This window comes from Nostoc sp., assembly GCF_036916655.1.
Lineage (GTDB): Bacteria > Cyanobacteriota > Cyanobacteriia > Cyanobacteriales > Nostocaceae > Nostoc.
In genome coordinates, this window is record NZ_JBALFY010000010.1 from 147481 (window position 1) to 174293 (window position 26813).

Below are 26813 nucleotides of genomic sequence, written 5' to 3' on the forward strand. Positions count from 1 at the left end.
GTCAAACTCACGTTAAACTAAAGTTTGTAATCAAGATTTCCGCCCTGATAAATCACAGTGATTATTGTACTTGTGTGGGGAAAGCGCCAGGTTGCACAGCTATGTTAATATTCTGGCCATTGCGACTTAATTCTAGACGTAAATCGCCTCCAACTTGGCTATTTTCTACTGCCTTTTGGACACTGCTGGCATCTGTAACTGCTTGGCCGCCAAGCTTTTGGATCACATCACCAGCACGTATCCCGGCTTTCGCTGCTGGGGAATTTGGCACAACCTTCACAACTAATACACCTTTATCTTCATTCACACTCAAACCGCTATTGGGATCTGAGTTGATATTTTGTTTGAGTTGAGGCGTTAACCCCACCATCTGAATTCCCAAATAAGGATGTTCTACTTTGCCTGTAGCTATTAATTGACTAGAAATGTGTTGTGCTGTGTTGATGGGAATTGCAAAGCCTAATCCTTGTGCCCCTTGAATAATGGCTGTATTCATGGCAATTACCTCGCCACGGGCATTTAGTAGGGGCCCGCCAGAGTTACCAGGATTAATCGCTGCGTCGGTTTGAATATACTCGACTCGCTTATCGGGAGCGCCAATTAAATTGCTACTGCGTCCGGTAGCGCTGATAATTCCGGTAGTTACTGTATTATCTAGTCCAAGAGGGTTGCCGATCGCGATCGCCCATTCTCCGGGTTGCAGCTGATCTGAGTTACCCAAAGCTACTAACGGTAGATTATCTGCCTGAATCTTGACAACAGCAACATCAGTTAACTCGTCTTTTCCTAACACTTTTCCTTTAAAGCTACGCCCATCTTTGAGTGTAACTGTCACCGTATCAGCACCATCGACTACGTGGGCGTTGGTAAGAATACGACCATCAGCACTAATAATAAAACCTGAACCAGTACCCCGTTCTACCCGATTCTGTTGTTGTGGTAGTTGAGAGCCAAAAAAGCGTTGAAAAATTGGATCGTTAAATTCATCTGGTAACTGGGCTTTTATCGTTCGTGAAGAGTCAATTCGCACCACGGCTGGCCCAACCTTTTGTACCACTTGTGTAACAAAGTTAGGATCTGTACCTGCTGCTAATGGAGGAGCAGCACTGACTCGACTCACCGCTAAATTAGATGCAGTCTCAGACACCTGCTGAGAATGTCCGGCCATATAGCCACCTGCCAACGTCATACCTGATCCCAGTAGCACCAGCGATAGAGAGGCAGCAGCCTTTTTCCAGGGCGCTCGATTATGGTATTTGGTGTCAGCAGTGTTGGATAAAATGCTATTTGATGGGTTTTCTCCATCGTGAGATTGGTTTTGCATTGCTGTCTGGAAAGATATTTAGATGTATTACTAATGTAGATATTATTTATGACAGTTTTGTTGCGAGGGTATTGCGTTATTGTGAAAGGTTTGGTATTTTACTTACCGCATCTCACCTGATACAGAAAGGCAGGGGTAAAAACGATTAATAAGCTGTTACGTATACAGCTTGCATTATCTGGGCGCTCATGTTGCCCACCCCACAATCATATTGAAAAAATATTAGTGCAAATTAAAGACGCAACAGCTTAGTCATTCATTGTTAGGGGCGCACAGATGTTATTGGTGTCACGGAGCCTCAAAGACGAGCATCCCAGTCTCCGACTGGGAATGAGGCAATCTAAAAGCTAGTTCTAGACTTGCTTTGACATTAAGTTGACACCAATGAACAGATGTACGCCCCGATCGCGTATTATATCTATGTCTGAAGGAATAAAATGGCACAGGACAAAATCTTACTTCAACCTGGTACTTTATGGACAAGTGTCAAAAAACAGACAGAACATGCTTTGCAATGCGGGGCGTTGCTATCCATACCGACGGAATTTGAATTTGTCGAACAGGATAACGTGCGCTTTTTAGTGCGGATTTTGTCTAACCTGAATCGCAAAAAAGCAGCCGACGAAAAACAGAAAAAACAATCTGTGAAGTCTGGCCAAGAGTTTAATCCTTTTTTGCCCTATGAAGAAGATTTATTTGTGGCAGATATTTCTGATACTCATTTATGTATTTTAAATAAATTCAATGTTGTTGATTATCACCTGTTAATTATCACCCGTCGCTTTGAGGAACAGGAAAGTTTACTCACTCTGGAAGATTTTGCGGCGATGTGGGCGTGTTTGGCTGATTTCGATGGTCTAGTCTTTTACAACAGTGGTAAAACCGCAGGTGCTAGTCAGCGACACAAACACTTGCAATTAGTTCCCTTACCACTTGCACCTGAAGGGCCGCAGATACCTATTGAACCTCTGGTGAAGTCTGTACAATTTCACAACTCGAATGCAACTTCACTAAAACTTCCTTTTGTACACGCTTTCGCACCACTAAATTCCAATTGGGCGCAGTCGCCCTTTACAGGGGCACAAGAAACACTGGAAGTTTATCGCACTTTGCGTCAGGCTGTGGGTTTAGATGCAAAGCAATGTGGTGCTTACAACCTGCTAGCGACACGAGAATGGATGTTGATTGTACCGCGATCGCAGGAGCATTTTCACTCTATCTCTGTAAATTCATTAGGATTCGCTGGTGCTTTGCTAGTGCGAAACGCAGCAGAAATGGAAATTCTCAAAGCCCAAGGGCCGATGAACATCCTCAAAAATGTTGCTATATCCTAATTACCGAAGAAGAATTCAGAATTCAGGAGCCAGAATCCAGAATGGATTTTGTGCGACTGGATGTAGAATTAAGGTTTAAAGCCCCCGATTTTAAACGCGCGTGTTCGCTCTTAGCGTCTCCCTTTGGGAGAAGAAAAAATTCTTGTCCTTACTGTTACCCCTGACTCTAAATTTATTTATGGGGATTGTAATTTTTAATTTTTAATTCCCGTTCGCGTAGCGTCTCGCAGAGAAGGGGTTGACTTCCTGTACAAGAGCCTCTAGTTGATAACTGTTAATTTCCTCTCTAAGTCAAATAAAAAGCCGTGGATATATTCTTCAGTCCATTCAGCACCGTAGAAGCGTTTAAACATCCCTCGTGCTGGATCTTTTTCAGCCCGATATCTTAAATATCGCAGTTGGGCTTGCTCAATGGCTTCTAAATTTTGGGAATTTGTTATGGGTTCTGCTTGCTCCACGAAATCTAGATAAGCTTTCAAATAGTCTTTGAAAGCGGCAAACACCTGAGTTTCTACTACAGCCGTTTGTTGGGGACGAGTCCATAAAAAAGCGGGAGAGAAGAAGGGCTGTGCTTCTTCTGGAAAATCCCCTCCCCAAGATAAATGCTGTTGATGGGCGTGAAAAATGGGCAGAATCGGTTCAGTATATTTTGCCTGATATGCTAAATCATCACGAAATAAGGGCTGCATATCTAAAGCAATGAGATGCCCGCCTGGCAATGTTACCAAATCCGCCCCAAAAAAGGGTAAATCGTAGTTGAGGTGGGGGAAAATTACAAAATTCAGTACTTGCAGCGAATTGCCACCTTGTACGTGAGCTGCACGAATCTGCCGTAATTTTGTGGTTTGAAAAGCATAACTGGTGGTGACAACCTCTTCTTCGTTCTTTCCCTTGCCCACAACAGCACTCTTTGATTCAAACCCAGCCGGAATAGGATAAGGTTGTAAATCCAAGCGCGATCGCATATAGGCGATCGCATAATCGAGAAATGGCTGATACAGTGTCACAGTCGCTTCGCTCCAATTAAAAATTCAAAATGACGCTCTCTACGAGACGCTGCGCGTAGCTTGCTTCTCTGTAAGAGTACGCAGACTCGCTAACAAAATTCAAAATTAAAGAACTTCTGCCTCCTGCCTCCTCTTTCCCAATGCCCAATTCCCAACAATAGTCATCTTTTGCCGACAGCAACCGCTAAAGGAACAGCATCTTCAAATAAGAATTCATGGAGAAACCGCTCTGCCCATTCATGGCCAAAGTAGCTGCTAAATAAACCAGATGCAGGATCGCGGTCTGCACTATATTGGTCATAGTCTTTTTGGGCTTTGACAATCCGTTGGATATCTTCTGGATCTTCAAGCGGTTGGGCATCTGCTAGCATTTGCCAATACAAGTTTAAATAATCTTGAAAAGCTTCAAAGACTCGCGTTGCAACTGTTTCTGGGTCTGTTTTGGCAAACAATAGGTACTTAGAAAAATACTGGTTGGCATCGTAAAACTTCATTTCTAAGTTTTGCGCCAAATCTGGGTATTTATCGTGGAGAGATTTTAGCGGAACGATATATTTGTTTTGATAATCTTCATCCTGAAACAAAGGCTGAAAATCAAGCACAATCAGGTTTTTGACTTTACCAAAGGATAAAAAATCAATCCCTAACAGAGGTAGATCGTAGTTATGACTGGGATAAACTACGCTGTTAAAAATTTGGGCACTTTCCCCGGCATCAATGTAGGTATAGCGAATTTTCCGCAACTCTTGAGATTGGTAACACCAACTGCGGATAGTTGCTGGGTTTCTGCCGCGATCGCTAACTTTGAATTCCAAACCAGGGGGAATAACCCTACTTTGTAAATCAAACCGCTGAAATAGCTCTTTTTCTAAAAATTCCAGGAAAGGCTTATACATGGAGCATGATTTGTTAACCCTTGCATGAAAATAAGTTATGGCAATCATGCACGTCTCATTTATGAGAAACAAAGCAACATTCCTTAATGGGGCATGGGGTACAAGAGGCAGAGGGGAAAAATTTACTGTAACTTCTCCTCTGCTCCTCTGCTCCCCTGCTCCCCTGCTCCCCTGCTTCCCCCTAACGCCGAGCATGATTCCGACCGATCATTTGCTCCAAGGCTTCTTGGGAAATACAACGACGCTCAGAACAATAAGTCATCAAGTTGACTCCGTTCATCATTCGTACTGTACTGACCCTGACACGAAAATCATCTGTAACAAACCAACAACGTTCCTGACCTTGATTATTGTCATAGTCAGTATCAATGGTCAGCACTCCATCATCGGCAAACCGATACCGACTCACAACCGGGATGCTCTCAACATAGCCCTGGTTGCGGATCAGTTTTCCAAAACGCCTGGTTTCGTCAGGAACATCAACCAAAATGGCGGCATTATCAGTATTTGGGAGCCTGGTATCCAGATTAGCCTGCCATGAAAAGCTAGCACCGCCTGTTGCTTTCGTAGCGTCTATTCCTTGGGCTATACAAACTTCTTGAACTTTTGGATCGTCCTTTTCTAGGACTTTAATAATTAAATTCGATTCCCCTGACTCATCCGCCGCCGAGTCAAAATGATGAACGGAACGTTCCGTAAACCATGTACCCTCACTTTTACGGAAGAATTCGATCATTGCCAAGGGCGGTATTATATGCATCTGTTTTGAAACCTCGTTTTATCAAATTTTGGCGTTATTAAATGATGAAGTCGCGATTTAGCTAAAGTGTAGAATAACTCCAAAAGTTATATTTTAATCAGCTGATGACAAATAGTGAAATTCAACTTATTACAAGCGTTCGCCCCAGTCCAACTCCAGAAATCTTAACAGCCCTTAAAGGCGGAATTGCTGTGGATTGGGTCGATTTGTACCAATTCAACCTAAGAGAAGTCGATTTACAAAAAGCTAACTTGAGTAAAGCCAAGCTATTAGGAGCCGATCTCAGTGGGTTGGTTTTGAGTCATGCCGATTTGAGTCGGGCAGATTTGCGAGGTGCGAATCTGCGAGGAGCCGATTTAAGTGGGGCTGATTTGCAGGGAGCCTATTTAAACCGTGCCGATCTTCAACAAGCAAATCTCAGTGGCGCAAATTTAGAGGGAGCCAAACTCCAAGTAGCGCGTTATGATTCACAAACGAAATGGCCCCCAGAATATAATTACAAAGCTTCTGGAGCAGTAGGACCGGGTGCTAATCTCAATGGTGCTTTTCTGAATACAGCTTCTTTAAGAAATGCAGATTTACAAGGTGCTAATCTGCGTGGAGCCTATCTGAGTGGTGCTGACTTGACAGGAGCTAATTTGCAAGATGCCTCTCTGAGTGGGGCTGACCTGACAAAAGCTTATTTGACAGGGGCTTGCTTGCGAAATGCTCGATTAACTGGAGCCGATTTGCGGGATACAGACCTGCGAGCAACTGACCTCAGTGATGCAGAGATGGAACATCTTCAAAGTATCGCTGGAGCAGATTTTACTCTTGCCCAAGGACTGACAGAAGCAACTAGAGCCATGCTGTCCAGCCGTCCATATTCAGAACTCGACGTTTGGAACGCTTACACCCGCAAAACAACTCGTGAGAGTTTGAGTACTTGAGCAAACTGAGTACTAGAGAGTGCTGGTTTCCGAGTCCTGAGTCGAATTCAGGAGTGCTGTTAACTGACACATACAGCAACTTTTAGGCACTCAGCACTTTTTAGAAAGGCTGCCAGTTTTTCAGGAGCGCTAAAAATGTAGCGTATCCTTCGGAAAAGCCGGGCGGATCGGGTAGAAGATATTGTGGAAATTCTTTATACGATCACTAAGGTTCTAAAGCATTATGCCGTAAATGTAAGGCGCATTCTGAGGAACTTGGTAATCGCCAAGTCATTTTTAGGTTTTCAAGACGCGATAAATCACCGTTTCTACAAGTGTTTTGGGATTATCTGATGCTTCCTGCTCCCTGCTCCCAGCCCCCTGCCCTCTGCCTCCTTCAATTTGGCAACAAGTCTTCTAAAGCAGCACCGACAACTCGGTGATCCTCATCCTGTCGGAGTTGGTTCAGGGCTATTTTTGCTTCCGGCTCGTGAAATCGTTTGAGGGCATAGCTAACTCGCACACGCATCCGCCAAGATTCAGCATTCACTAACGTTAGTATTTGGGATAATGCCGCAGTATGTTGGCTAGAATTAGCTAGTAAGCCGAGTGCATCCACAGAAGATTCTTGAGCGGTAAAATCTTCATCTTTTAAACCCTGAATGCAGATATCAAATAGTTCTTCAGGGCAATCCATTTCAGCGATCGCGGCCAAAATGCTCCGCCGCACTAGCCAGTGGTCATCCTGATAAAATGCTAGAACTAGATGAGAAACTGCAACTCTGCCAAATAGCGATAAAGAATTTGCCGCCTCTGCTCGCACGTTGGGGGTATCGTCAAATTTCATAATTTGCATCAAAGCCGCAAAAGATTCTGCTGATTGTTGATTACCCAAACCCCTGGCCACAAAAGAACGCACCAAAAATTCTGAGTCATGAAGTTTACTCGTGAGCAGAGGAACTGCAACTTCTGATTCATAATTATCGAGGGCCGCGATCGCCTTCAGACGATATTGAAAATCTGGGTTCTTCAGTTCAGTTTGGATTTGATCGATTTCCATAGGTGCATTTACTACAACTATTCTTTACTTTATTTTACAGATGCCACCAAATGGCGATCGCATTCTCAGAAGATTGAACCAAGGGCATTGGGCATTGATAAAGAGGCAGAGGGGCAAAGTGCGGGGGGCGGAGGGGAAAATTCTTCTCCCTGCTCCCTTGCTTCTCCCCCAGTCTCCAATCAGATACTAAAAAAAGCTGAAATTTTCTCAATCTCAAGTATTATTTAACTTAATAAATTTTAATAAATATAGCTTCATCATGGTATCAGAATATATAAAGTCAAACAATGCAAAAACTAAAAATCATCAAGACTAATAAGGGTTTAAAGTCTTTATGGCTTCCCCTTTGTCAGAGTGATATGAAGTTTTTTTACATTTTATAAACATCCTTCTCATAAAATTTAGTTGTTAACTGGGAGATAGTTTAAATGGCTTTCAGACCAGCATCACGGTTAGAAATCACTTTGTTTGAAAATACTGACTCTATTGATTGTGGTCGAATTGCTCTATGAAAATGGGGATTGGTAAGACTATTTGAGGTTTGATGAATTCCGCCGTCAGTTGTCACATACGAAGATATTTAACGCATTTTTACAAACTAAAGTTTTACAAAAGCTAGTCAGTAGCAAAAATAACTGACAACTGAAGGGAAATTCTACCTCTTAGAGGTAGGATGCTCGGAAATTTAATTAGCGTTTTTCAGGAGATACTTCAATGTCACTTTGGGCAATTGATTCACCTAATGTTGAACTGCGTCCGAACACCAGCGAAAGTGAATTACAAACATTAATTCGGGCAGTTTATAAACAGGTTTTGGGCAATGCTCACTTGTTGGAAAGTGAGCGACTAGCCACAGCAGAATCGCAATTACGCGATCGCAAAATCAGCGTCCGTGAATTCGTTAACACCGTTGCTAAATCAGAGCTTTATCAATCCCTGTTTTTCAGTTCTTCTTCTCAGTATCGGTTCATTGAACTGAACTTCAAACATCTGCTAGGCCGTCCTCCTGCCGATCAGGCAGAAATTTCCGAACACGTCCGCATCTACAACGAACAGGGCTATGATGCTGAGATCGAATCCTATATCGATAGCGAAGAGTATCAGCAGAATTTTGGCGAGAATATAGTTCCTTATGTTCGTAGCACTAAGTCCCAAATCGGAATTAAGAATGTTACCTTTAACCGCACTTTTACCTTACTGAGAGGAGTAGCTACCAGCGATAGCGATCGCAAAGCTAAACTGATCAGCGATGTTGGTTCAAATCTACCCACATCCATCAAGGCTCCTGCTGCTGGTTCTAGTGTAAACAGCACCAGCAAACGTTTCTTGATTAAGGCAGTCAAAGGTTCAGCAAATCCACCTACCCGTCTGGGCAAGCTGGAATATGTAGTTAACTACAATCAACTGTCTGGGCAAGTGCAAAACATTCATCGGACAGGCGGCAAAATTATCAGTATCACTGAAGTTGCTTAAATAGAGGACTGGGGACTGGGGACTGGGGATTGTGGGGAGAATAATAACTCAGCAGTCAGCACTCAGTACTCAGTACTCAGCACTCCTAAATGCAGTTGCGATCTAGGAAGCTAGTATTATATAGACTAGGAGAATAACTTTTTAGCCAAGATATCTCTTGGATTTTAAGCTACTTTTTAAGATAACTTTTCTAATGGAAATTACTGAATTCTTTGAACTTTCAATTGGACGATGGCGATCACAGCGTAGCGGTCATCATTTAGCATTCGCCCATTTTGAAGAAGTACTGTCTAACATTGACATTGAATCTCTATCCACCGACGATCCGGCAGTACTAGCAATCTGTCAATTGTATGGCACTGACCCCGCCAGTATTACCCACCCCTTTCGGATGACTTGGGAAGGTGAGTCAGACTGGGATGATAAACCAATCTCTGGTACTACTGTGCTAGTGCCAATTCCCGATATCGAAAATCCTTCTAGAGGCAAATTACTACGAGACAAGGGATACGCCGAAACGATTCCCGCAGTGGCTAAATATCATCTGAGTGACGATGGTGTTTTTACCCTGCTAACAGAATATGAACTTGCTGCTGCTGAGGAGCGAATTTGGTTTGCTAACCCAAATCTCCGATTTCGGGTAGCGATGATTAAAACCAGTGATGGTAAAGGTGTGACAACAGCTTCCTTTTCTTCAGAGATTCGCTCTTTGTCAAATTCAACCAGTTAGCAAATATCAGGTTAAAACATAAAAAGATACAAGCTCCTAAATTTATTTATGAGGATTGTAATACGTGAATTTTGAATTTGGAGCGAAGCGACGTGACTATAGCGCCCAGAGAATCTAGCACCAACGCCAGCGATTTGCTCACCTTAGCCTGTTGGATGGCAGGAGATTTTAGCAACTACAAGCAATCTTTTGTAAATCCGCAACTTTACGCCCACATTCACATTTATTTTCGCCCTTTACCGATTGAATTTTTTTCCGCCATCGGTTTTTATTCGGAACAAGCTTACGACCACGATTTATGGACACCCTATCGCCAAGGAGTACATAAACTAGTTGATTGGGGCGATCGCATTTATATCGAAAATTACAGCTTAAAAGACCCCATACTCTATGCGGGTGCTGCTCGTGAATTAGATATCCTCAAAACCATCACCCCAGAAAGCATCGAACGGCGTTATCACTGTTCAATGGTTTTCCAACGAGAAGGTGAAATGTTTCGAGGCAGTGTAGAACCAGGCAATCAATGTCTGATTAAGCGTAATGGATGCCAGACATATCTAATCAGCGAAGTAGAAGTAACTGAGAATACTTGGATAAGTCTAGATAAAGGTATGGATATTGAAACCCATCAGCAAATATGGGGATCAACTGCTGGCCCATTGCAATTTGAAAAACGAGAAAGTTTTGCTGATGAATTACTTGCGGTGAACGCATTATGTTAATTCAGCTTGAATCTATTAAATCCAAAATGTTACCTCCACAGGCTGAAAGAAAGATGCGCTGCTGGATTCGCAGCCGCCACTTGATTTGTTCGGGTAATTTTTTTATATTCGAGACATTAGAATATACAACGATTGAGAGATTCTCTCAATGTGTTGCTTCTTTAGGAGGAACAACAATATCCGTTGACCCCATTAATAAAATTTGGATGGGCGCTCATCGTCAAGTTATCTTATATCAGGCAAAAGCTAGTTTACATACGCCTCATCATACCTTGAAACAATACTGGATAAAATACGGTGCTTTCTACACTAGATTTGATGAGCGTCCTTGAGAGTCTTTATCCTGTGGAAATTTTTCTGACAACTTCAAAATTTAATTTTGAAATTTAAATACTCCCCAAGGGGGTTGACGGCTAATTGTTAATGTCTAATTGCTAATTTCTGTTTGTGATTAGCTGTTAGCTATTAACAGTTAGCCGTCTAAGTTTGTTAGAAAATGTAACTAAAAAGCTCCCCAAAACTTGATAAATTAATCGTGACTGTAAAGGGAATTAGCAAAGCTTATACCAATTTAATGTGAAGTTGCAGATATCTTGATCCCCCTAAATCCCCCTTAAAAAGGGGGACTTTGATAGACATTTTCCGATTCTCCCCTTTTTAAGGGGGGCTAGGAGGGAGCGAATTCTATGCAGCTTCATAAAGAATTGGTATTAGTAGTTAGGCTTTAGTAGTTATTGGTAAAACTAAGTGCTGAAAACTAAAAACTAACAACCATTTAGCATTGTTGGGCAAAAGTAAGCAGCCAGATAATAACAGGTTGAAAGCTTAGGCAAAGAAGTTTTTAGACTTTTGATTTTTGAGAGCAAGTTGCTATTTTGCGGGTTCTCAAAAGTCTCTTAACCTAACACATCGGCTACTTTTGACTTCTGTATTTCTTGCGTGTCTCGTAAGAGAAAGGTGCTAATTCCCATTACCTTTAAAAGTCATTAGTTACTCCTACCCACACCAACCCAAATATGCAGACCTTCATCGACGACAAAACCGGCCGACGCCAATATCAAGCATTTTCCCAAACAGAACCCATCGAACTATGGACTATTGCTTCAGCTGATGACATCGAAATTGTAATTCGGGCAGTTTATCGGCAAGTATTGGGTAATGCCTACGTTATGGAAAGTGAGCGGCTTATCGTTCCAGAATCCCAACTCAAGCAAGGCCTAATTGATGTTCGTGAGTTTGTGCGTCAGATTGCCAAATCAGAGTTGTATCGCTCTAGATTTTTTAATAACGTTTACCGCTACCGTGCCATTGAACTGAACTTTAAACACCTACTGGGCCGCGCTCCTGATGACTACTCCGAGACGATTTATCATAGCAATATTTTAGATGAGAAAGGTTTTGAGGCAGATATTGATTCTTATCTTGATAGTGACGAGTATCTAAATGCCTTTGGGGATAATATAGTCCCATATTACCGGGGTTACAAAACCCAAACGGGTCAAAAGATATTGGAATTTACCAATATGCTACAACTGGTACGGAGCAATTCTAGCAGTGATAAGAACCTAGTTACGAATAATGAAGCCCAACTGGTGCGATCGCTAATTACCAACACTCCTTACGGTAAACTGAAACCCACCGATGTGAGTGCAATACTTGCTGAAATATTCAAGCCAAAGCCAGAAACTACTGCTCCAGCCTTTATTGCAACTCCCACAGCAGGCGAACAAAGCTTACGGCAAAAGATTCAAGACCAAGAAAGTCAGATTACAGCTTTGCAACAACAACTAGCAGACTTAAGACCCTTTGCTAGCATCGGGGCAACAAAATTTAGTAGTAGTTGGCAGTCTTCCAGTTCTGTTAGCAATACAGGTGAATATACATCTTTACAACAGCAAGCTGACGCCCAAGCAAAACAGATTGCAGTTTTGCAAGAGCAAATTGCTGATTCTCGACGGTCTGCCACAATTGGAGAAGCCCGATTGAATAAGTGGCGCAGCCGTGTTTTTAATGGCTAATTTATCTATTGTTTAGTTTTGTCAGGTGGGTTAGGCTTTTGTTAACTCACCTCTTTTATTTCCTGATATTTTCCGAGTCGGCTTGAAACAACAAATAACCAGAAAGTGTCTGAATTATTGTTTTAATAGACTTGTAATTTATGAAAAAAACTAGCGTTTATCAATATCGTACTTATGGAATAATTGGGTTAATATCCTTAACTGCTGTATTAAGTACAGCTACATCTGCCTTAACACAGTTAGCAGGCGATTCCCCCATCCAGCAAACTCCTATCCCTGCTTCTAATTTAATCTGGCCGACTCAAGGGTTTATTTCTCAAGGCTTCCGCAAATATCAACATGAAGGAATTGATATCGCCGGGTCATCTGGAACTCCGATTGTTGCTGCGGCATCCGGTATAGTTGTCAAAGCCGGTTGGGATAATTGGGGATTGGGAAATGCCATAACCATCAAACATCTCGACGGTAGCACTACTGTTTATGGTCACAATCGCCGTTTGTTGGTGAGCAAGGGTCAACAGGTCATTCAAGGTCAAATTATTGCCGAGATGGGATCTACAGGCAATAGCACAGCACCTCATTTGCACTTTGAAGTTCATCCAAATGGCCAAATAGCAGTTGACCCCCTTCGTCTGTTGACATCCGTAACTGCAAGTATTGGCTCTGGTTCTAGAGTTCAGCAACTCGATAACCCAAATCAGCCAGTCTCGACACCCCCAGTAGCAAAGCAAATTTCACCTTCACAGCCAATTCCAAGAGATTTTGTACTTATAAGCAGTGATACTAAGTGCAACGGAACTACCATCATTGAAGGTGAGACTGCAAGCACTCGTGTAAAAGTCTGTAAAGAAAATGGTCAGTTATTTTATATTGGGCAGTTAAAGCAAGATTCAAGTCAGCCGATAAAGATACAAGCTTTGCATATTGGTAAAAGCAGATATCGAGCAAATAATGGTAGTTTTTCTTATTTAATCACTCCTCAAAAAGTGGAAGTTTGGCGAAATGGCAGTCAGATTCGTTCTGACAGTTTTTATACTCTAACAAAGTCGCCATAAAGTATTGGGCGATTAGAAATTCCTACTCAGTAGTGAGTAAGTAAAAGTACTCAATACTAATGTTATTGGTAAATTCCCGCTACAAAGACAGTATAAATATAGAGCAGAATTATCCTGATCTCATAACAAAATCAGTGTAGATACTAATTTACAGAGTGTTAGAGAAATCACAACACCAGTTCAGTTAGTATCAACAATTTTATGCTGTCTAATTTAGATTTAGTTAGGGAGTTTGTAGGCAACTCTATCCAGAAAAAAGATATTTTATTGGCAAATCCGTCTTTAACAGCACAAACAGTTTATAAAATTAACCATTTGACAGCAAAATCTGAAGGTATAATTAGCACTGCCCAACTGAATGCTACAATATCTGAATTTTTGATTTTGTCTAAATCATCTCATTGGGAATTGTTGAATCAGGCTTTAGCAGAATACAATTACATTCTTAAGGGTAACATAAATAGTCATGGCTTCTATTGCTATCAATACTGCCAAGTTCCTCAAGGCTATAGGTTGCAATGTACTAAATCTGTCCTTTTATGGCGAGCTTGGTGGAAATATCGCAAGAATACTTTACAACTAGGAATTTCATCTGATCTTTTAATCCAGACAAGAGATTCATGGTATCCAATCAGAGATTTAAGCATTAGTGATGGACTTCTATATGTCAAAACTTTAGGAAGTGAGATAGAAGTTCATGCAGATGACTTAGTAATTTGGTTAAACAAAATTGAGGCAAATTATCAAAATTAGTCATTGGTTATCAGAGACCAATATAACTCAATACAGTTCAGCTTCTCTTCTTTATCTTCCTTTGAGTATTATGATTTTCAAAAATCTGTGCAGCATAATCAATCGGATGTAGTGGCGTACAGATGTATACCACTACTTATAAAGTAAAATTTTGAGATTTTGTTAACCGAACTTTATTGTTAGCGGCTGCCGCCGCCACGAAGCATAAAACTTGCAGTTAAAATACATCTGTTAAAAGTTAGGTGCTGATTGAAGCAACTGGCACAGAGCTATTTGAAACAGAGCCGTTATTTAGGATAGGTTGGCGGGTATTCAGGTCAAATTTGAAGCCATGTGGCAAAATATGAAGCTTTGCTCCACAAATTGCCAAAGACTCATCCTTCAAAATTTCGCCCATATTGTTATATGTAGCCTCTGATTCATCAACAATCGTCACCGCGCCTTCACCAATCACTTCAACTTGATTATCTGTAACTACCATCGCGGTATTTTCGTCAATACCAAATCCTAAGACAGCAGGTTCTAGTATTAAAGCTGAAATTAAGCGCCCCAAACGTCCACGCTGAGAAAAATGCTGGTCAATTACTACCCCTGGTAAAAATCCCATACCTGGGCCCATTTCAACAGTTTCAATCCGAGGATGTGTCTGGGAGTCACCTTCTACAATCATTTTATCTGGCATCACAGCAGCGCCCGCGCTTGTACCTGCGACAACTACACCTTCAGAGAAGCGTTTGTGAATTGCCACATCGATTTCAGTATCCTTAAGGATACTGGTAATCCGAGCTTGGTCTCCTCCTGTAAAAAATATACCAGTTGCTTTCTTAATAGCTTCCAAGGCGGTAGATGAAGATGCATCTTCACGAGTTTCTGTATCAATGATGCGAGTAGTTTCGGCTCCCAGGCGCTCAAACACTCTGATGTAATTTTCTCCCACTTCTCTTGGTAGTTCTGTCGCCGCTGTCAGAATGACAATGTACGCTTTCGTCCCGCCAGCGCGTCGTACAAAGTCTCGCAAAATTACGGAATCTCCTTCTTTATCTTCGGCTCCCCCAATAATTACCAACTGCCGTTTGATATTATTTTCTACCATGATGCTCCCTGAATTTGAGTTAATAAATTTCACTAAACCATGACAATTAAAGCTATCAAATCATCCCTTTGGTAGATTACTTGATACAAATAGGATTAACATTTGCGATCGCAATTAGACCAAAAGATTTATCCTAAAAAGTACCTAAATCTTCGTCTACTCAGTAAAATCCACAATGTCAACTGCCTCTAGAAAATACTTCTAGAGGCATTGTTGGCTATGTGACTAAGAGTAATTGGTATATAACTCTAGCTGAGTGCAACTAGATGATATTTAATGGCAAATGCTAATGAATCCGGCTTCTGTAAAGCAAGTTAGTTAAGAAAAAACGTGCTTGTTCTAGTGGGAGATGCCTGGGTTTGCCTTGGTAAACAATTTGATACTCATCCATGTCAGCCCCATCTCCGTGCCCAGAAATCAGCTTTTGGTGAAAAGCTTCTTCAGCAAGTTCTCGAATTTCATCTCTTAGAGCAGCTTGTGTGCTATTCATACTTTGCTGTCTTTTTGATACCCCACATTTATTTATACACTTTCTTAAGTGAGTGTTGTACCTTTCAAAAGTTATATCTCTGATGATTCATGAGGATGAATTGACTGTGCTTGATTCCTGGCTGAGGAATGGGGATTTAATTATGCCTTGAGATAGTTGAAAATGCTTACTAATAGAGTTAGCTTAGGTTCTGATTAGTTGAATGGCCAAGCCATTACTCTCCAAAATAAATGTCAACTAATCTACAGTCAACAATTCTGAGTAACCATAACTCAGCGTTTAAAATTAAGGGTGTTCAGCCAAAGGTTCATAAATCAATGGTTCTACAAAAAAGCAGTGAATTAGTCCGCGTTAATGCTAGAAGAACGGATGTATTCGATATTTTCAACTTCAAGCATTATATTGGGCCCAACCCCTATTTAGATGTTGGGGCGCTAGTATTCGATTTTGCTCTAATTGACTCTAGAGAGCCTTTGCCCATTGAAGATTATATTACGAACATTGGCGATCGCTATCCAAATCTTCGCGATCAAACCTACGAATCTTATGCCCATCTCTTTGCTCAAGTTGTCTCCGAAGTCGGCAAGTTAGATATGGATTTACACCTTAACCATTGGAGTGTTAAGCCATATCCACATCTCACCCAAATTAGTGTCCAATCATTACATGAACGCACAACTAGAGAAGTAGTTTACTTTGTTTGGGATTGGTTTGAAGCCATTACCCAAGACGAAGACTTCACCTTTGATGAGCAGTTGGTGAGGTTGCAAGATAGATTCCGCGCATCTGTCTACGGCGGCCCCACGGTTTACGCCCTATTGCGAACCGCCTACGAGAAAGGTATTCCCGCCTTTTATTTGTGGGAAGAAGGATTGATGCAATATGGGTTGGGAAAAAAACACGTCCGGGGGGTAGCAACAACATTTAACTGTGATAGCCATCTAGATTCGGAGTTTACCACCCGTAAAGATGACTGTAAGGCATTTCTAAAAACCTTGGGTTTTCCGGTACCTGAAGGTAATATTGTCTTTTTCGAGAAAGAAGCCTTAGCAACAGCAAGAGAAATTGGCTACCCAGTGGCAGTTAAGCCAGTGGTAGGTCACAAAGGAATTGGCGTTACGGCTGATGTACAAGACTCAAAAGAACTGGTATCTGCTTATAATCGCGCACTGGCAGCGATTCCCGAAAATCAGCAAACCCGAATAATTGTTGAAAAAAGCATCTCAGGATCGGATTTTCGTTTGTTGTGTGTCAATGGTCGATTCGTTGCCGCCACAGAACGCCGTCCGGCATCGGTTGTTGGTGATGGGTATTTAACGCTTGCAGAGTTAATTCGCCAAGAAAACCGCAAACCTGCACGTTTAGACACGCCAACTTCGCCAATGAGTAAAATTCAGATTGATGAAGCGATGGAACTCTATCTAGAGGAACAACGCTTATCACTAGAAAGCGTGATTGAGAAAGGACGTACTGTTTACCTGCGTAAAGTCGCCAATCTTTCAGCCGGAGGTATAAGCATTGATGCAACTCCGACAGTTCATGCTGACAATATTATCTTGGCCCAAGATATTGCCCAACATTTCCAGTTGACTTGTCTAGGGATTGATGTGATTACCAAAAGTCTTGCAGAATCTTGGAAGTCTAGTAACTTTGCCATCCTGGAAATCAATGCTGCACCAGGGGTTTTAATGCATCTTAAACCTTCTGTTGGTGAAAGTGTTGATGTCCCTTCTCATATTTTAGAAACCTTTTTTGAGTCGGGTGCAGATGCCAGGATACCAATTATTACCTTTAACAAAATCTCAGTTGAAGAACTGCAAGCGACAATTGACCATATCCTGTTGCAACATCCCAACTGGATAATAGGCGCTGTTTGTCGTGATGCCGTTTTTGTGAATCGCGCGAAAAAAGTATTAAGCAAAGATTACAACAGTAATGTCCAAACTTTGTTGCGTCATCCCAAACTTGATTTGCTAATTGCCGAGTACCCTGAAGACATCCTCGAAGAACAGGGCATATTTTACCAGAATAGCAATCTCGTAGTTTTGGATAATCCCACCGAAACTGAGACGATTTTGGTGCGGGATGTTTTTGATAGTTCGACTGTGGTAATTAGAAAAGGCAACGGTATTTCTATTCGTCGCAAAGGGTTGATTGAAGATTATACTTTGGGTGAAGATGAACCATTTACGCGGGTTTATTTGAAAGAAACCGGGGCAATTTTGTGAGTTAGGGACTTCCAAATAAAAAATATCCAATTAACTCCTGTGGGGTGGGCAACACGAGAACCATATCGACTGGGCGCTCATGTTGCCCATCCCACAATATTGGATAATTTATTTATTGGAGTTCCCTTAACTAGGAATAAGAATTAAATAACTAGGACTAGCCCTTTCAAGGTGGCAAACGAAGATACGCTGTTCCAGTGCTACCACCTTGAATCCTCCGCCTAGATTTGGGGATTTTTGAAGGTCGAAATAACCAATCTTCGTTCCAAATTTCACCACCTTGAAAGGGCTAATAACTAGGACTTACGCATTGACAAGAAATACCAAATATGAGTAAGGTTTTTAACCATATCTTTCGTAAGGGCGCAGCAATGCTCATTGGTGTCAACTTAACGTGAAACCGCTCGTCCGCCGGGAATTGAAATTCCCGTCTCATAGCTAAAGTCATCTGAAGATGACTAAAAATCTCCAGTCTACTGAAGTAGACTTAAGCTAAAAGCCAAAAAAATTTATTTTTGAAGTAATAAGTAATGAGTAATGGGTATCACTTATTACTTATTACTCATTACTCATTACTCATTACTCATTTATTTCCGGGCGGGCATGTCAGCCAACAGTTAAGCTATTTCCAGCTTAAGTTGACACCAATGAGCAATGCTGTGCCCCTACAGCATGGTCTATTTACGTAGTTTACCGCCGTAGGCATCGCAGGATAATAGTAAGTCGGTTTGAGAAACTGGTGCATCTGCTTTTGCAAAAAGTGATGATAGACACACAGTTAATAGTCAAAATAGTTGCTGCATCAAAACCTAATTTGTTTCATTTATGGCTTTAGTCATTGCTGGGGAACGTAGTGGGGTGGGTAAGACAACAGTCACGCTCACCCTTTTAGCATCTTTACGCCGTCGCGATCGCTTAGTACAATCTTTCAAGGTAGGCCCAGACTACATCGATCCGATGTTTCATCAACACGTAACCGGTCGGGCTTGTCGTAATTTAGACCCCGTGCTAACTTCCGAATCCTACATTCAGCAATGTTTTGCCCATCATAGTCAACTGAGTGAATATACCCTCGTGGAAGGGGTGATGGGATTATTTGATGGAGTTTCGTCATTTGTAAAAAACAAAGGACAAATGACAAATGACAAAGGACAAATTACAGACTTTGCGAGTACGGCACACATTGCGCGACTTTTAGATTTGCCTGTGGTGTTGGTGATTGATTGTAGTCGTTTATCTGGTTCTGTGGCTGCGATCGCTCACGGCTATCGATCTTTTGATCCCCGAATTAAAATAGCTGGAGTAGTGTTAAATCGCGTCGGGAGCGATCGCCATCTCTCTCTCCTCAAAGATTCCCTAGAACCCTTACAATTAGCCATTTTCGGCGTACTGCGGCGTCAAGATAACATCACAATTCCCGATCGCCACTTGGGTTTAGTACCCACCGCCGAACTCCCCGAACTCAATGCTTTAATCGATCGCCTCGCCGATTTAGGAGATACTTGCTTCGACTGGCAACGCTTGTTACCTTTATTAAAATCGAAACCTCTCCCCTCATCTCCTTCATCTCCCCCATCTGCCTCATCCCCAGTTAAAATTGCAGTAGCCCGCGATCGCGCTTTTAATTTTTACTACCAAGACAATCTCGATTTGCTACAACAGCTTGGCGCAGAACTGGTTTTCTGGAGTCCCTTAGAGGATGCTGACATCCCAAAAGATATCCAGGGAATGTATTTTGGCGGCGGTTTCCCGGAAGTTTTTGCCCAGCAATTAGCAGAAAATACCAGCGCTCGTGATGCAGTAAAAACGGCAATACTTAAAGGAATAACTACAATTGCCGAATGTGGCGGATTGATGTATTTGTGTGAGCAAATTGTCGATTTTGAGGGTAAATCTTGGCCAATGGCCGGAGTTTTACCGACATCTGCTGTGATGGGTGGGCGTTTAACTTTGGGGTATCGTCGAGCAGTAGCTTTGCAAGATAATCTGTTAGTGAATACAGGTACAACTGTTTACGGACATGAGTTTCATCGTTCCCATTTAACGTCAACTCCCACTCAGCCCCTATTTGCAACTTCTCGCTACGACTGTGACGAAAATATGGGATACGAGGGATGGGGTTTGCCTGCAAATGTTTATGCCTCTTATGTGCATCTGCATTGGGGAGAAACTGTAGAGATTCCCCAGCAGTTTCTTAAAGAATGTCTGAAAGTAGCATCTCTGAAAGCTGAAATTATCGAAACAGAATTCAGGTGTCAGGAGCCAGAATGGGCTAAAGCTTAGAGAATAAATTCTGTGTAACTGGTGGATAGCGCAGCAGTAGAGAGTATTTTCGAGTCGCGTCTTCTTAATTCTGACTCCTGAATTCTGAATTCTGACTCCTGAATTCTTCTTCAAGAGTTCGGAAATGAGTGCCGATCTTACTCTCTGCTAAAAACCCCCGGATTTGTTCGCGGGGGATTCGTTACACTCATATCGTCATTCAATCTGCGAATCAGACGGGATAACTCACGAATGATATTCACCGCGATTTCGGGAGTTTCTTCGATCGCATCATAAAGTTGCTCTTGCGTCAGTTCTAAAAATTCACAAGGTTCTAAAGTCGTGGCAGTGGCGGATCGGGGTTGAGTATCAAATACTGCCATCTCACCAAAGTATTTTCCCTGTTCCACTTCTGCAAGTTGTTTGTTTCCAATGTGAACTTTAACTCGACCTGACACCACAATATAGAGCGATCGCCCTTCTTCTCCCTGCCGAAAGATGGTGTAATTAGCTGGAAATGACAATTCGTTCATCACTGAAGTGAGCCGCACAATAAAATCATCCCGCAATTCCTTAAAAATCGGGACTCGCCGGACAAATAATAAACGGTCAACACTGGTTAGCATAATTACAAGTTAAAATCCAACATTACTGAACATCTCAAAACTGAAGTTGAGGGCAATTAGTCATCTTAACCGATGTTAAATGCTAGTCGCCAAGAATATCTCAGCCTTTAGCATTTGATCGGGTTTCTCTTCTATAGGAGCAATGCCTACGGCGGTAAACTACGCACTTAAACTTCTCAGATATTAACTCAGTATTTGGTATGACGAACTGCTACTTTTCTCTATGCGGTTTAGCCGGAAGAATTTTTGTCAATTAAAGTACATTTGTCAATCACTTTTATTTATCCTTTTAAAAAATAAGAATATTTGATCTTATTTCCTTGAAAGCCATAATATTAACTCCATGAGTTCCCAAGGTACCTTGCTGAGAAAAAAGTACCAATTTGATTGCAGGCGATTGCCTCTAAAAATTGGGTTATTGGCTGATTAACAACGAATCTCGATCAGTTGTCGTTAGGTGAAACAGCCACAAAATTTCCTTAACTGCTCTCATTGGCAGAAGCAGAGAAGGACTAAGACAAACAGCATTGAATTACTGTGAGTAAGAATTATGAGTTGGCTAATTAGTACGTTAATTATCGGAATCTCTGCTGCTTTTGCAACCACCTTTGACGATAACTTATATTTGACGGCTTTCTTCGGAAAAGTCAATCGCAGCTTTCGGCCTAAGCATATAATTATCGGTGAATTTCTGGGATTCACTGCCTTAGTGTTTGCTAGTTTGCCTGGTTTCTTCGGCGGTCTGATTATTCCCACTACCTGGATTGGTTTGCTTGGTTTGCTTCCCGTAGCTATTGGTATCAGTAATCTTATCAATCGAGAAGAAGAGGGAGAGACAGTACAAGCGGTATCAGTTGATTTAACCTCTCCTGCAAAATCTGCACGCCAGAAGAAATCACTATTAGCAACCATCCGCGATCCGCAAACCTACCGCGTTTCCAGTGTCACCATTGCCAATGGAGGAAACAACATTGGAATTTATGTACCATTGTTTGCCAGTAGCAATCTTCCAAGTTTGGGTGTAATTCTCTGTGTTTGCTACTTCACTGTTGGAGTGTGGTGTTTCCTCTCTTACAACCTGACTCGTAATCCTCTCATGGCTCCCGTTTTAACTCGCTATGGTCGAAAAATCTTCCCCTTTGTCTTAATTTACTTGGGACTCTCCATCTTGATTAAAAGTGAAACATATCGACTTTTACCTAGTCTGGCAATGCTTGGGAACTAAGTATGAGGCGATCGCAATTCCTGATCTAAACAAAAAATCAGCGATCGTTTCCCATCCACAAAGATTTATTAATCACTTGAATTTATCAATATGAATAAAAATAATATTTGCTCTTATCAATCAAGTTATCTAAAGTGAGAATAAAGCACATTATCGATGGCTCTTATAAAAGCAAGCCCACCAATAGGAATCAGATTATGAAGGAACTAATGAATCAATCGAACTCTAAAAAATTAACTCAATGGCTCGTAAAAGTAGTGTTTTTGGTAGTTGTAGCGGGATGTACTCTGCTTATCCAGCCTAGCGCTAAAGCCCAAACACTAACACCATCCATACCTACGGAATCTGAACTAGCTCCAGTTGAATCACTAATGGAGCCTGTAACCGCACCAGTCATATCACCGATATCGCCAATGGAGCCTGTGACAACACCAGTCATATCACCGATTGTATCGCCAATAGTGTCTGTAGCAGCAAACGTTAGACATTTATTACAAACCAATGAATGTGTCGGCTGTAACCTCGCTGGGGCAATGTTAAAGGACACAAACTTGCAAGCAGCAAACTTGGAAGGTGCTAACTTACAAAATGCAGACTTAGAAAGGGCTAACTTGCAGCAAACAAACTTACAAGGGGCTAACTTTCAAGGAGCAGATTTAGGCAAGGTAAACCTTTGGGGAGCAAACCTGATGGGAGCAAACCTTTTTGATGCAGACCTAGAAAAAGCCAACCTCTTGGGAGCAAATCTGCAAACCGCTAACTTACAAAACGCAGACTTGGAAAATACAAATCTCACAAATGCAAACATCCAGGGAGCTAACCTGATGGGCGTTGATTTGGAAGATGCAATCAGACCGGAAGGATTCGCTATTCAGTAATTACCACACGGTAGGGGCACGGCAATGCTGTGCCCTGATTGTCCAAATTGAATAACAAACATCAAAAGCCTGTATTCATAGCTGAATCAGGCTTTAATTAATGTGTATGTAATTCGTAATAAACGTAGACACAAAGGTGCTTGTCGCAGGCTAAACCTGACTTTTCACGTTATGTTGAAAAGCTAACGATTGACCTAACCCCATAGCCCCCTTCCCGTTTCGGGAAGGGGGAAAATTCAAAGTCTCTCTCCTACAAGGAGTGAGATTTAGAGAGAGGTTTTTCAGATACCGTGAAAAGTCAGGGCTACCAACCACAGAGACGCAGAGAACACAGAGAGAGGAAAAATAGAGAGGATATTTAAAAAGTATTTTTGGTAAATCAAAGCCTCTTCCCAGAGGGCTTTATAGGATATTTTGCGACTTTTCAAACATTCTCTTAATGGCAAAATATTGTTAGTCAATTAATTCCATCAATTCTTTTGTTTCCAAATTAGCTACTACAGGTTGAGAACATGCAATCTGAGGAGAGATAGAGCAAATCGCCTCAGTGGTTGTTTCAAAACAATTTGATAATCCAATTGTTTTTAACAATCCTGTACGTTCTAGTAGTTGTTGGACTTCGGGTTGTAAACCTGTGAGAATTAAGCGGCAATTGTGCCGTTCTAAGTCATGATAAATATCTTCTAAGGCTACTAACCCAGTTGTGTCCATATTTGGTACAAATCGCAACCGCAGAATTAAATACTTTACTTCCGGTTCATCGCGGAGGAAGGTAGCAAACCGTTCAGCAGCACCAAAAAATACGGGGCCATCTACCCGATAAACGGCAATTTCTTTACCTAATTCTAAAGGAGTACCAGGGGGAAATACTTCGGTTTCAGGTATTTTAACTAAACTTAAATCGCTCATCCGTTTGATGAACAAGGCTCCGGCTGCAATCAATCCCACTTCGACGGCGAGAACTAAATCAAACAAGATTGTCACTAGCCAGGTGAGAATCATCACCGCAAAATCTGAGTAGGTAGCACGCATCAATAAACCAATAGCTTCCCACTCAATCATTCGCAGGCTAACCACCATCAGAATCCCAGCGAGTGCAGCTAAAGGAATCTGTGCTGCTAGGGGTGCTAAAGTTAAAACGATGATGGCTAAAGCAAGTCCGTGAATTACTCCAGATAGTCGAGTTTTACCGCCAGAACGGACATTCACAGCAGTCCGAGCGATCGCACCTGTGGCAGGAATACCACCAAAAAATGGCACAATCATATTAGCCAAACCTTGACCAATTAATTCGCGATCGCTATTATGTTTCTCGCTAACAGTCATCCCATCAGCCACCACCGCCGATAGCAACGATTCAATACTTCCCAGCGCCGCTAAAGCCAAAGCTGGATTAATTAGTTCTCGAATCACACTAAAATCATTCCAGTGGGGAATACCTTGAGGCATCGGTAAAGATTGAGGAATCGTGCCAATTGTTGGTACATTTAGATGAAAAGCAGAAGCGATCGCAGTTGCTAACACCAGTCCCACTAAAGAACCTGGGATTGTCGTATTGATTCTGGGCCATAAAAGATTAGTTGCAATCACCACAACTGCTAAGGTAACTGCTGCCCAGTTTAAAGCTTCTACATGACTTAAACTTTGCCAAAGTCCCGGTAAAAAATGTTCGCTACGTGGTAATTTTAAACCAAAGAAATTATTTAACTGACCACAAAAAATAATCACGGCAATACCATTGGTAAAACCTGCCGTCACTGGATAAGGAATAAACTTTACTAACTGTCCAAGTTTGGCAACCCCCAAGGCAATCTGGATAATCCCAGCCATTACCCCAGCAATCCAAACTTTCTCAAGGCCGTACTTGGCGACAATTCCCACCAAAACCACAGCCATTGCACCTGTTGGCCCTGTAATCTGTACTGAGGAACCACCAAAAATTGCGGCGACAATTCCCGCCACAATCGCAGTGTAAAGTCCCGCCTTTGGTTCCACACCACTAGCCACCGCAAAGGCTAAAGCTAAAGGCAATGCTACTACTGCTGCTGTTAGTCCTCCCGTCAAATCGCCACGCAGTCCACCAAACAAGCGACTCAAGCGCAAAAGCAATGGTTCTTTGAGGATCTCAGATGTTGCCATATCGTCATTTTCAACTTTTGTATACAATTTGTTGAAGCACACCCAAATGTTATTCGATCTTTTCGGTAGATTTCATCAGAATTGTGGAAGATTTTACCATCGGGTGTGGCTTTCTTGTTCAAGTTCGCCTACTTGCTGATTAATAAAAGCGCAGGTTGACTTGACAAAGTAGATATAGTGTATATACAAGAGTTAGCGATCGCTACAGAGTTCTTTAGCAGGGAAAAAATTCTCTCATCAGGTTGAGAGCGATCGCTTATATTTATCCGCAATAATAAATTAACTTATAGGTTTTTTGTTTATTTATTCTCACCCTTCAAAGTTCACATGACTAAAGATATGCAACGCGAATTTACCAACCGCGATGAGTTGTTAGCTTACCTGCGCGAACAATTTCCAGGTGCAGCAGAACGCGATGGCCACATCAGCGAAACTGTGGGGGGACACAAAGCCGCACAAAAAACGCTGCAAAAAATTGACCCAGTTCGCTACGCCCAAACACGTAATTTCTTCACAGGTGCAGTCACGCGACTTTCGCCTTATATTCGTTATGGAGTTTTGAGTTTGCGAGAAATTCGAGATTATGTCCAAAACTCGGTACAACACCAAGATGATGCTACGAAACTAATTAACGAGTTAGGTTGGCGGGACTACTGGCAACGGTTGTATATAAAATTAGGGAATGAAATCTGGAAAGACCAGGAAGAGTATAAAACTGGTTACACTGTGGGCGAATATGCACCCGAATTACCGCAAGATATCAGAGAAGGAACCAGTGACAGAGTTTGCATCGACAGCTTTAGCCGTGATTTGAGAGAAACTGGCTATCTACATAACCACGCACGAATGTGGCTAGCAGCTTACATTATCCATTGGCGGCGTATTCGTTGGCAAACAGGAGCCAAGTGGTTTCTTGAACACCTTTTAGATGGAGATCCTGCTAGTAATAATATGTCATGGCAGTGGGTTGCCAGCACTTTTAGTCATAAACCGTATTTTTTCAACCGTGAGAATTTAGAACGCTACACCAAAGGCGTTTATTGCCAAAAATGTCCGCTTTATGGTCATTGTGATTTTGAAGGCAGTTATGAAGAATTAGAACAGCGACTTTTTCCCGAAGGCGAATTTAGCAAACAAGCTAACAGCCAAAGTTGGCAGCGTGGAAAGAAGAAGTAGGGGAGGACAAAGAAGAGAATAATGACAAATGACAAATAATAAATGACAAATGACTAAACCAATTGTTTGGATACATGGAGACTGCCTTAGTCCAAATAATCCCGCATTACAAAAATACCCCGATGCGCCAGCTATTTGGGTTTGGGACGAGGCTTTGATAGAAGAATGGCAATTGAGTCTCAAACGCATCGCTTTTATCTACGAATGTTTGTTAGAGTTACCCGTTGTTATTCGTCGTGGCAATGTGGCACAAGAAATTTTAGCTTTTGCTCAAGAACATGATGCGAATTTAGTTGTCACAGCTAATAGTCCCAGTCCCCGGTTTAATGATATCTCTAATCAAATGGAGCCTTCCATAGCAGTGGAAGTGCTAGAGATAGAACCATTTTTTGACTATGACGGCTATATTGACCTGAAACGGTTCTCGCGCTATTGGAAAGTGGCTCAAAATTATATTTCCTCACCCTAAGTCCTTCTCCCAAATTGGGAGAAGGGGTTGCGGCAATACGCTTGAGTTAAGGCTAAAAACCTTAAGACTTACGCATTGACAGACATGAAATCCAGGGTAAACGCATCTAAATATTGATGAGCGTAGATAAAAGTAGAAAGCACCAGAAGCTAGACCCCATAGTACTTTTAGAAAGTTAAACATCAAT

General features: G+C 41.8%; 24 protein-coding genes. 15 read left to right on the forward strand and 9 right to left on the reverse strand.

Translation table 11 applies throughout. The features are described 5' to 3' along the window. Positions 1-61: 61 nt before the first annotated feature. Entirely contained in the window at positions 62-1324 is a 1263-nt protein-coding gene (locus V7L31_RS02490) for an HhoA/HhoB/HtrA family serine endopeptidase (RefSeq protein ID WP_334694784.1), read from the reverse strand. A 437-nt stretch (positions 1325-1761) separates the two neighbouring features. On the opposite strand from V7L31_RS02490, the gene V7L31_RS02495 reads away from it, so the two are divergent. After that, entirely contained in the window at positions 1762-2658 is an 897-nt protein-coding gene (locus tag V7L31_RS02495) for an ATP adenylyltransferase family protein (protein WP_334694785.1), read from the forward strand. 260 nt (positions 2659-2918) lie between these two features. Here the strand turns inward: V7L31_RS02495 and V7L31_RS02500 are convergent, their stop codons facing one another. The 3 genes from V7L31_RS02500 to V7L31_RS02510 all read right to left on the reverse strand — a co-directional run bounded on the left by V7L31_RS02500 (position 2919) and on the right by V7L31_RS02510 (position 5321). Continuing rightward, positions 2919-3665 carry a phycoerythrobilin:ferredoxin oxidoreductase gene (locus V7L31_RS02500; protein WP_334694786.1) on the reverse strand — a complete coding sequence of 249 codons (747 nt, stop codon included), beginning with the start codon at positions 3663-3665 and terminating at the stop codon, positions 2919-2921. Positions 3666-3826: 161 nt separating this feature from the next. Further along, positions 3827-4561: a 15,16-dihydrobiliverdin:ferredoxin oxidoreductase gene (locus V7L31_RS02505; protein ID WP_334694787.1), complete on the reverse strand. Its 735-nt coding sequence runs from the start codon at positions 4559-4561 to the stop codon at positions 3827-3829. Positions 4562-4742: 181 nt separating this feature from the next. Next, positions 4743-5321: a phycobiliprotein lyase gene (locus V7L31_RS02510; protein WP_334694788.1), complete on the reverse strand. Its 579-nt coding sequence runs from the start codon at positions 5319-5321 to the stop codon at positions 4743-4745. 104 nt (positions 5322-5425) lie between these two features. On the opposite strand from V7L31_RS02510, the gene V7L31_RS02515 reads away from it, so the two are divergent. Next, complete coding sequence (locus V7L31_RS02515; RefSeq protein WP_334694789.1) at positions 5426-6250, forward strand: pentapeptide repeat-containing protein; 825 nt, start codon at positions 5426-5428, stop codon at positions 6248-6250. A 376-nt stretch (positions 6251-6626) separates the two neighbouring features. Here the strand turns inward: V7L31_RS02515 and V7L31_RS02520 are convergent, their stop codons facing one another. Further along, positions 6627-7289: a HEAT repeat domain-containing protein gene (locus V7L31_RS02520; protein ID WP_334694790.1), complete on the reverse strand. Its 663-nt coding sequence runs from the start codon at positions 7287-7289 to the stop codon at positions 6627-6629. A gap of 714 nt (positions 7290-8003) precedes the next feature. Here V7L31_RS02520 and V7L31_RS02525 point away from each other — a divergent pair. From V7L31_RS02525 to V7L31_RS02555, 7 genes are all read left to right on the forward strand, one after another. Beyond that, positions 8004-8762 (forward strand): phycobilisome rod-core linker polypeptide, encoded by a 759-nt coding sequence (locus tag V7L31_RS02525; protein ID WP_334694791.1) that lies wholly within the window; start codon positions 8004-8006, stop codon positions 8760-8762. A 193-nt stretch (positions 8763-8955) separates the two neighbouring features. Beyond that, entirely contained in the window at positions 8956-9492 is a 537-nt protein-coding gene (locus V7L31_RS02530; protein ID WP_334694792.1) for a phycobiliprotein lyase, read from the forward strand. Between the two features lie 92 nt (positions 9493-9584). Continuing rightward, the gene (locus tag V7L31_RS02535; RefSeq protein WP_334694793.1) at positions 9585-10214 is read left to right on the forward strand and encodes a chromophore lyase CpcT/CpeT; all 630 of its coding nucleotides are present in this window, start codon (positions 9585-9587) and stop codon (positions 10212-10214) included. After that, a complete protein-coding gene (locus tag V7L31_RS02540) occupies positions 10208-10546 on the forward strand; it encodes a CpeR family transcriptional regulator (RefSeq protein ID WP_334694794.1) in 339 nt (112 codons plus the stop codon). Before V7L31_RS02535 ends, V7L31_RS02540 begins: the two co-directional genes overlap by 7 nt. Before the next feature lie 684 nt (positions 10547-11230). Continuing rightward, on the forward strand, positions 11231-12232 hold the full coding sequence (locus V7L31_RS02545; RefSeq protein WP_334694795.1) for a phycobilisome rod-core linker polypeptide: 1002 nt from the start codon (positions 11231-11233) through the stop codon (positions 12230-12232). A gap of 140 nt (positions 12233-12372) precedes the next feature. Then, positions 12373-13287 (forward strand): M23 family metallopeptidase, encoded by a 915-nt coding sequence (locus tag V7L31_RS02550; RefSeq protein ID WP_334694796.1) that lies wholly within the window; start codon positions 12373-12375, stop codon positions 13285-13287. Between the two features lie 201 nt (positions 13288-13488). Beyond that, positions 13489-14040, forward strand: a complete 552-nt coding sequence (locus V7L31_RS02555) for a hypothetical protein (RefSeq protein WP_334694797.1) — start codon at positions 13489-13491, stop codon at positions 14038-14040. 238 nt (positions 14041-14278) lie between these two features. Here the strand turns inward: V7L31_RS02555 and V7L31_RS02560 are convergent, their stop codons facing one another. Both V7L31_RS02560 and V7L31_RS02565 read right to left on the reverse strand, forming a co-directional pair. Further along, entirely contained in the window at positions 14279-15133 is an 855-nt protein-coding gene (locus V7L31_RS02560; RefSeq protein WP_334694798.1) for a cyanophycinase, read from the reverse strand. Between the two features lie 286 nt (positions 15134-15419). Further along, positions 15420-15623 (reverse strand): hypothetical protein, encoded by a 204-nt coding sequence (locus tag V7L31_RS02565; protein ID WP_179067772.1) that lies wholly within the window; start codon positions 15621-15623, stop codon positions 15420-15422. A 317-nt stretch (positions 15624-15940) separates the two neighbouring features. Between V7L31_RS02565 and V7L31_RS02570 the strand changes: the two genes are divergently transcribed. Further along, a complete protein-coding gene (locus V7L31_RS02570) occupies positions 15941-17851 on the forward strand; it encodes an ATP-binding protein (RefSeq protein WP_334694799.1) in 1911 nt (636 codons plus the stop codon). Between the two features lie 825 nt (positions 17852-18676). Next, positions 18677-20134 (forward strand): cobyrinate a,c-diamide synthase, encoded by a 1458-nt coding sequence (locus V7L31_RS02575; RefSeq protein ID WP_334694800.1) that lies wholly within the window; start codon positions 18677-18679, stop codon positions 20132-20134. 137 nt (positions 20135-20271) lie between these two features. Here V7L31_RS02575 and V7L31_RS02580 read toward each other — a convergent pair whose 3' ends face one another. Further along, on the reverse strand, positions 20272-20739 hold the full coding sequence (locus V7L31_RS02580) for a Crp/Fnr family transcriptional regulator (RefSeq protein ID WP_179067769.1): 468 nt from the start codon (positions 20737-20739) through the stop codon (positions 20272-20274). Positions 20740-21289: 550 nt separating this feature from the next. Between V7L31_RS02580 and V7L31_RS02585 the strand changes: the two genes are divergently transcribed. Both V7L31_RS02585 and V7L31_RS02590 read left to right on the forward strand, forming a co-directional pair. Further along, positions 21290-21964 (forward strand): cadmium resistance transporter, encoded by a 675-nt coding sequence (locus tag V7L31_RS02585; protein ID WP_334694801.1) that lies wholly within the window; start codon positions 21290-21292, stop codon positions 21962-21964. Between the two features lie 209 nt (positions 21965-22173). Further along, positions 22174-22842 carry a pentapeptide repeat-containing protein gene (locus V7L31_RS02590; protein WP_334694810.1) on the forward strand — a complete coding sequence of 223 codons (669 nt, stop codon included), beginning with the start codon at positions 22174-22176 and terminating at the stop codon, positions 22840-22842. A 453-nt stretch (positions 22843-23295) separates the two neighbouring features. On the opposite strand, the gene V7L31_RS02595 is transcribed toward V7L31_RS02590, so the two are convergent. Continuing rightward, positions 23296-24981: a SulP family inorganic anion transporter gene (locus V7L31_RS02595; protein WP_334694802.1), complete on the reverse strand. Its 1686-nt coding sequence runs from the start codon at positions 24979-24981 to the stop codon at positions 23296-23298. Between the two features lie 327 nt (positions 24982-25308). Between V7L31_RS02595 and V7L31_RS02600 the strand changes: the two genes are divergently transcribed. Then, complete coding sequence (locus V7L31_RS02600) at positions 25309-26157, forward strand: FAD-binding domain-containing protein (RefSeq protein WP_334694803.1); 849 nt, start codon at positions 25309-25311, stop codon at positions 26155-26157. 49 nt (positions 26158-26206) lie between these two features. Further along, complete coding sequence (locus V7L31_RS02605; RefSeq protein WP_334694804.1) at positions 26207-26626, forward strand: hypothetical protein; 420 nt, start codon at positions 26207-26209, stop codon at positions 26624-26626. The last annotated feature ends 187 nt before the right edge of the window (positions 26627-26813 follow it).

Excerpts from the sequence above, each read along its gene's own strand:
- V7L31_RS02490 (WP_334694784.1), bottom strand. The coding sequence starts at position 1,324 with ATGCAAAACCAATCTCACGATGGAGAAAACCCATCAAATAGCATTTTA.
- V7L31_RS02495 (WP_334694785.1), top strand. The coding sequence starts at position 1,762 with ATGGCACAGGACAAAATCTTACTTCAACCTGGTACTTTATGGACAAGT.
- V7L31_RS02505 (WP_334694787.1), bottom strand. The coding sequence starts at position 4,561 with ATGTATAAGCCTTTCCTGGAATTTTTAGAAAAAGAGCTATTTCAGCGG.
- V7L31_RS02510 (WP_334694788.1), bottom strand. The coding sequence starts at position 5,321 with ATGCATATAATACCGCCCTTGGCAATGATCGAATTCTTCCGTAAAAGT.
- V7L31_RS02515 (WP_334694789.1), top strand. The coding sequence starts at position 5,426 with ATGACAAATAGTGAAATTCAACTTATTACAAGCGTTCGCCCCAGTCCA.
- V7L31_RS02520 (WP_334694790.1), bottom strand. The coding sequence starts at position 7,289 with ATGGAAATCGATCAAATCCAAACTGAACTGAAGAACCCAGATTTTCAA.
- V7L31_RS02525 (WP_334694791.1), top strand. The coding sequence starts at position 8,004 with ATGTCACTTTGGGCAATTGATTCACCTAATGTTGAACTGCGTCCGAAC.
- V7L31_RS02530 (WP_334694792.1), top strand. The coding sequence starts at position 8,956 with ATGGAAATTACTGAATTCTTTGAACTTTCAATTGGACGATGGCGATCA.
- V7L31_RS02540 (WP_334694794.1), top strand. The coding sequence starts at position 10,208 with ATGTTAATTCAGCTTGAATCTATTAAATCCAAAATGTTACCTCCACAG.
- V7L31_RS02545 (WP_334694795.1), top strand. The coding sequence starts at position 11,231 with ATGCAGACCTTCATCGACGACAAAACCGGCCGACGCCAATATCAAGCA.
- V7L31_RS02550 (WP_334694796.1), top strand. The coding sequence starts at position 12,373 with ATGAAAAAAACTAGCGTTTATCAATATCGTACTTATGGAATAATTGGG.
- V7L31_RS02555 (WP_334694797.1), top strand. The coding sequence starts at position 13,489 with ATGCTGTCTAATTTAGATTTAGTTAGGGAGTTTGTAGGCAACTCTATC.
- V7L31_RS02560 (WP_334694798.1), bottom strand. The coding sequence starts at position 15,133 with ATGGTAGAAAATAATATCAAACGGCAGTTGGTAATTATTGGGGGAGCC.
- V7L31_RS02565 (WP_179067772.1), bottom strand. The coding sequence starts at position 15,623 with ATGAATAGCACACAAGCTGCTCTAAGAGATGAAATTCGAGAACTTGCT.
- V7L31_RS02570 (WP_334694799.1), top strand. The coding sequence starts at position 15,941 with ATGGTTCTACAAAAAAGCAGTGAATTAGTCCGCGTTAATGCTAGAAGA.
- V7L31_RS02575 (WP_334694800.1), top strand. The coding sequence starts at position 18,677 with ATGGCTTTAGTCATTGCTGGGGAACGTAGTGGGGTGGGTAAGACAACA.
- V7L31_RS02580 (WP_179067769.1), bottom strand. The coding sequence starts at position 20,739 with ATGCTAACCAGTGTTGACCGTTTATTATTTGTCCGGCGAGTCCCGATT.
- V7L31_RS02585 (WP_334694801.1), top strand. The coding sequence starts at position 21,290 with ATGAGTTGGCTAATTAGTACGTTAATTATCGGAATCTCTGCTGCTTTT.
- V7L31_RS02590 (WP_334694810.1), top strand. The coding sequence starts at position 22,174 with ATGAATCAATCGAACTCTAAAAAATTAACTCAATGGCTCGTAAAAGTA.
- V7L31_RS02595 (WP_334694802.1), bottom strand. The coding sequence starts at position 24,981 with ATGGCAACATCTGAGATCCTCAAAGAACCATTGCTTTTGCGCTTGAGT.
- V7L31_RS02600 (WP_334694803.1), top strand. The coding sequence starts at position 25,309 with ATGACTAAAGATATGCAACGCGAATTTACCAACCGCGATGAGTTGTTA.
- V7L31_RS02605 (WP_334694804.1), top strand. The coding sequence starts at position 26,207 with ATGACTAAACCAATTGTTTGGATACATGGAGACTGCCTTAGTCCAAAT.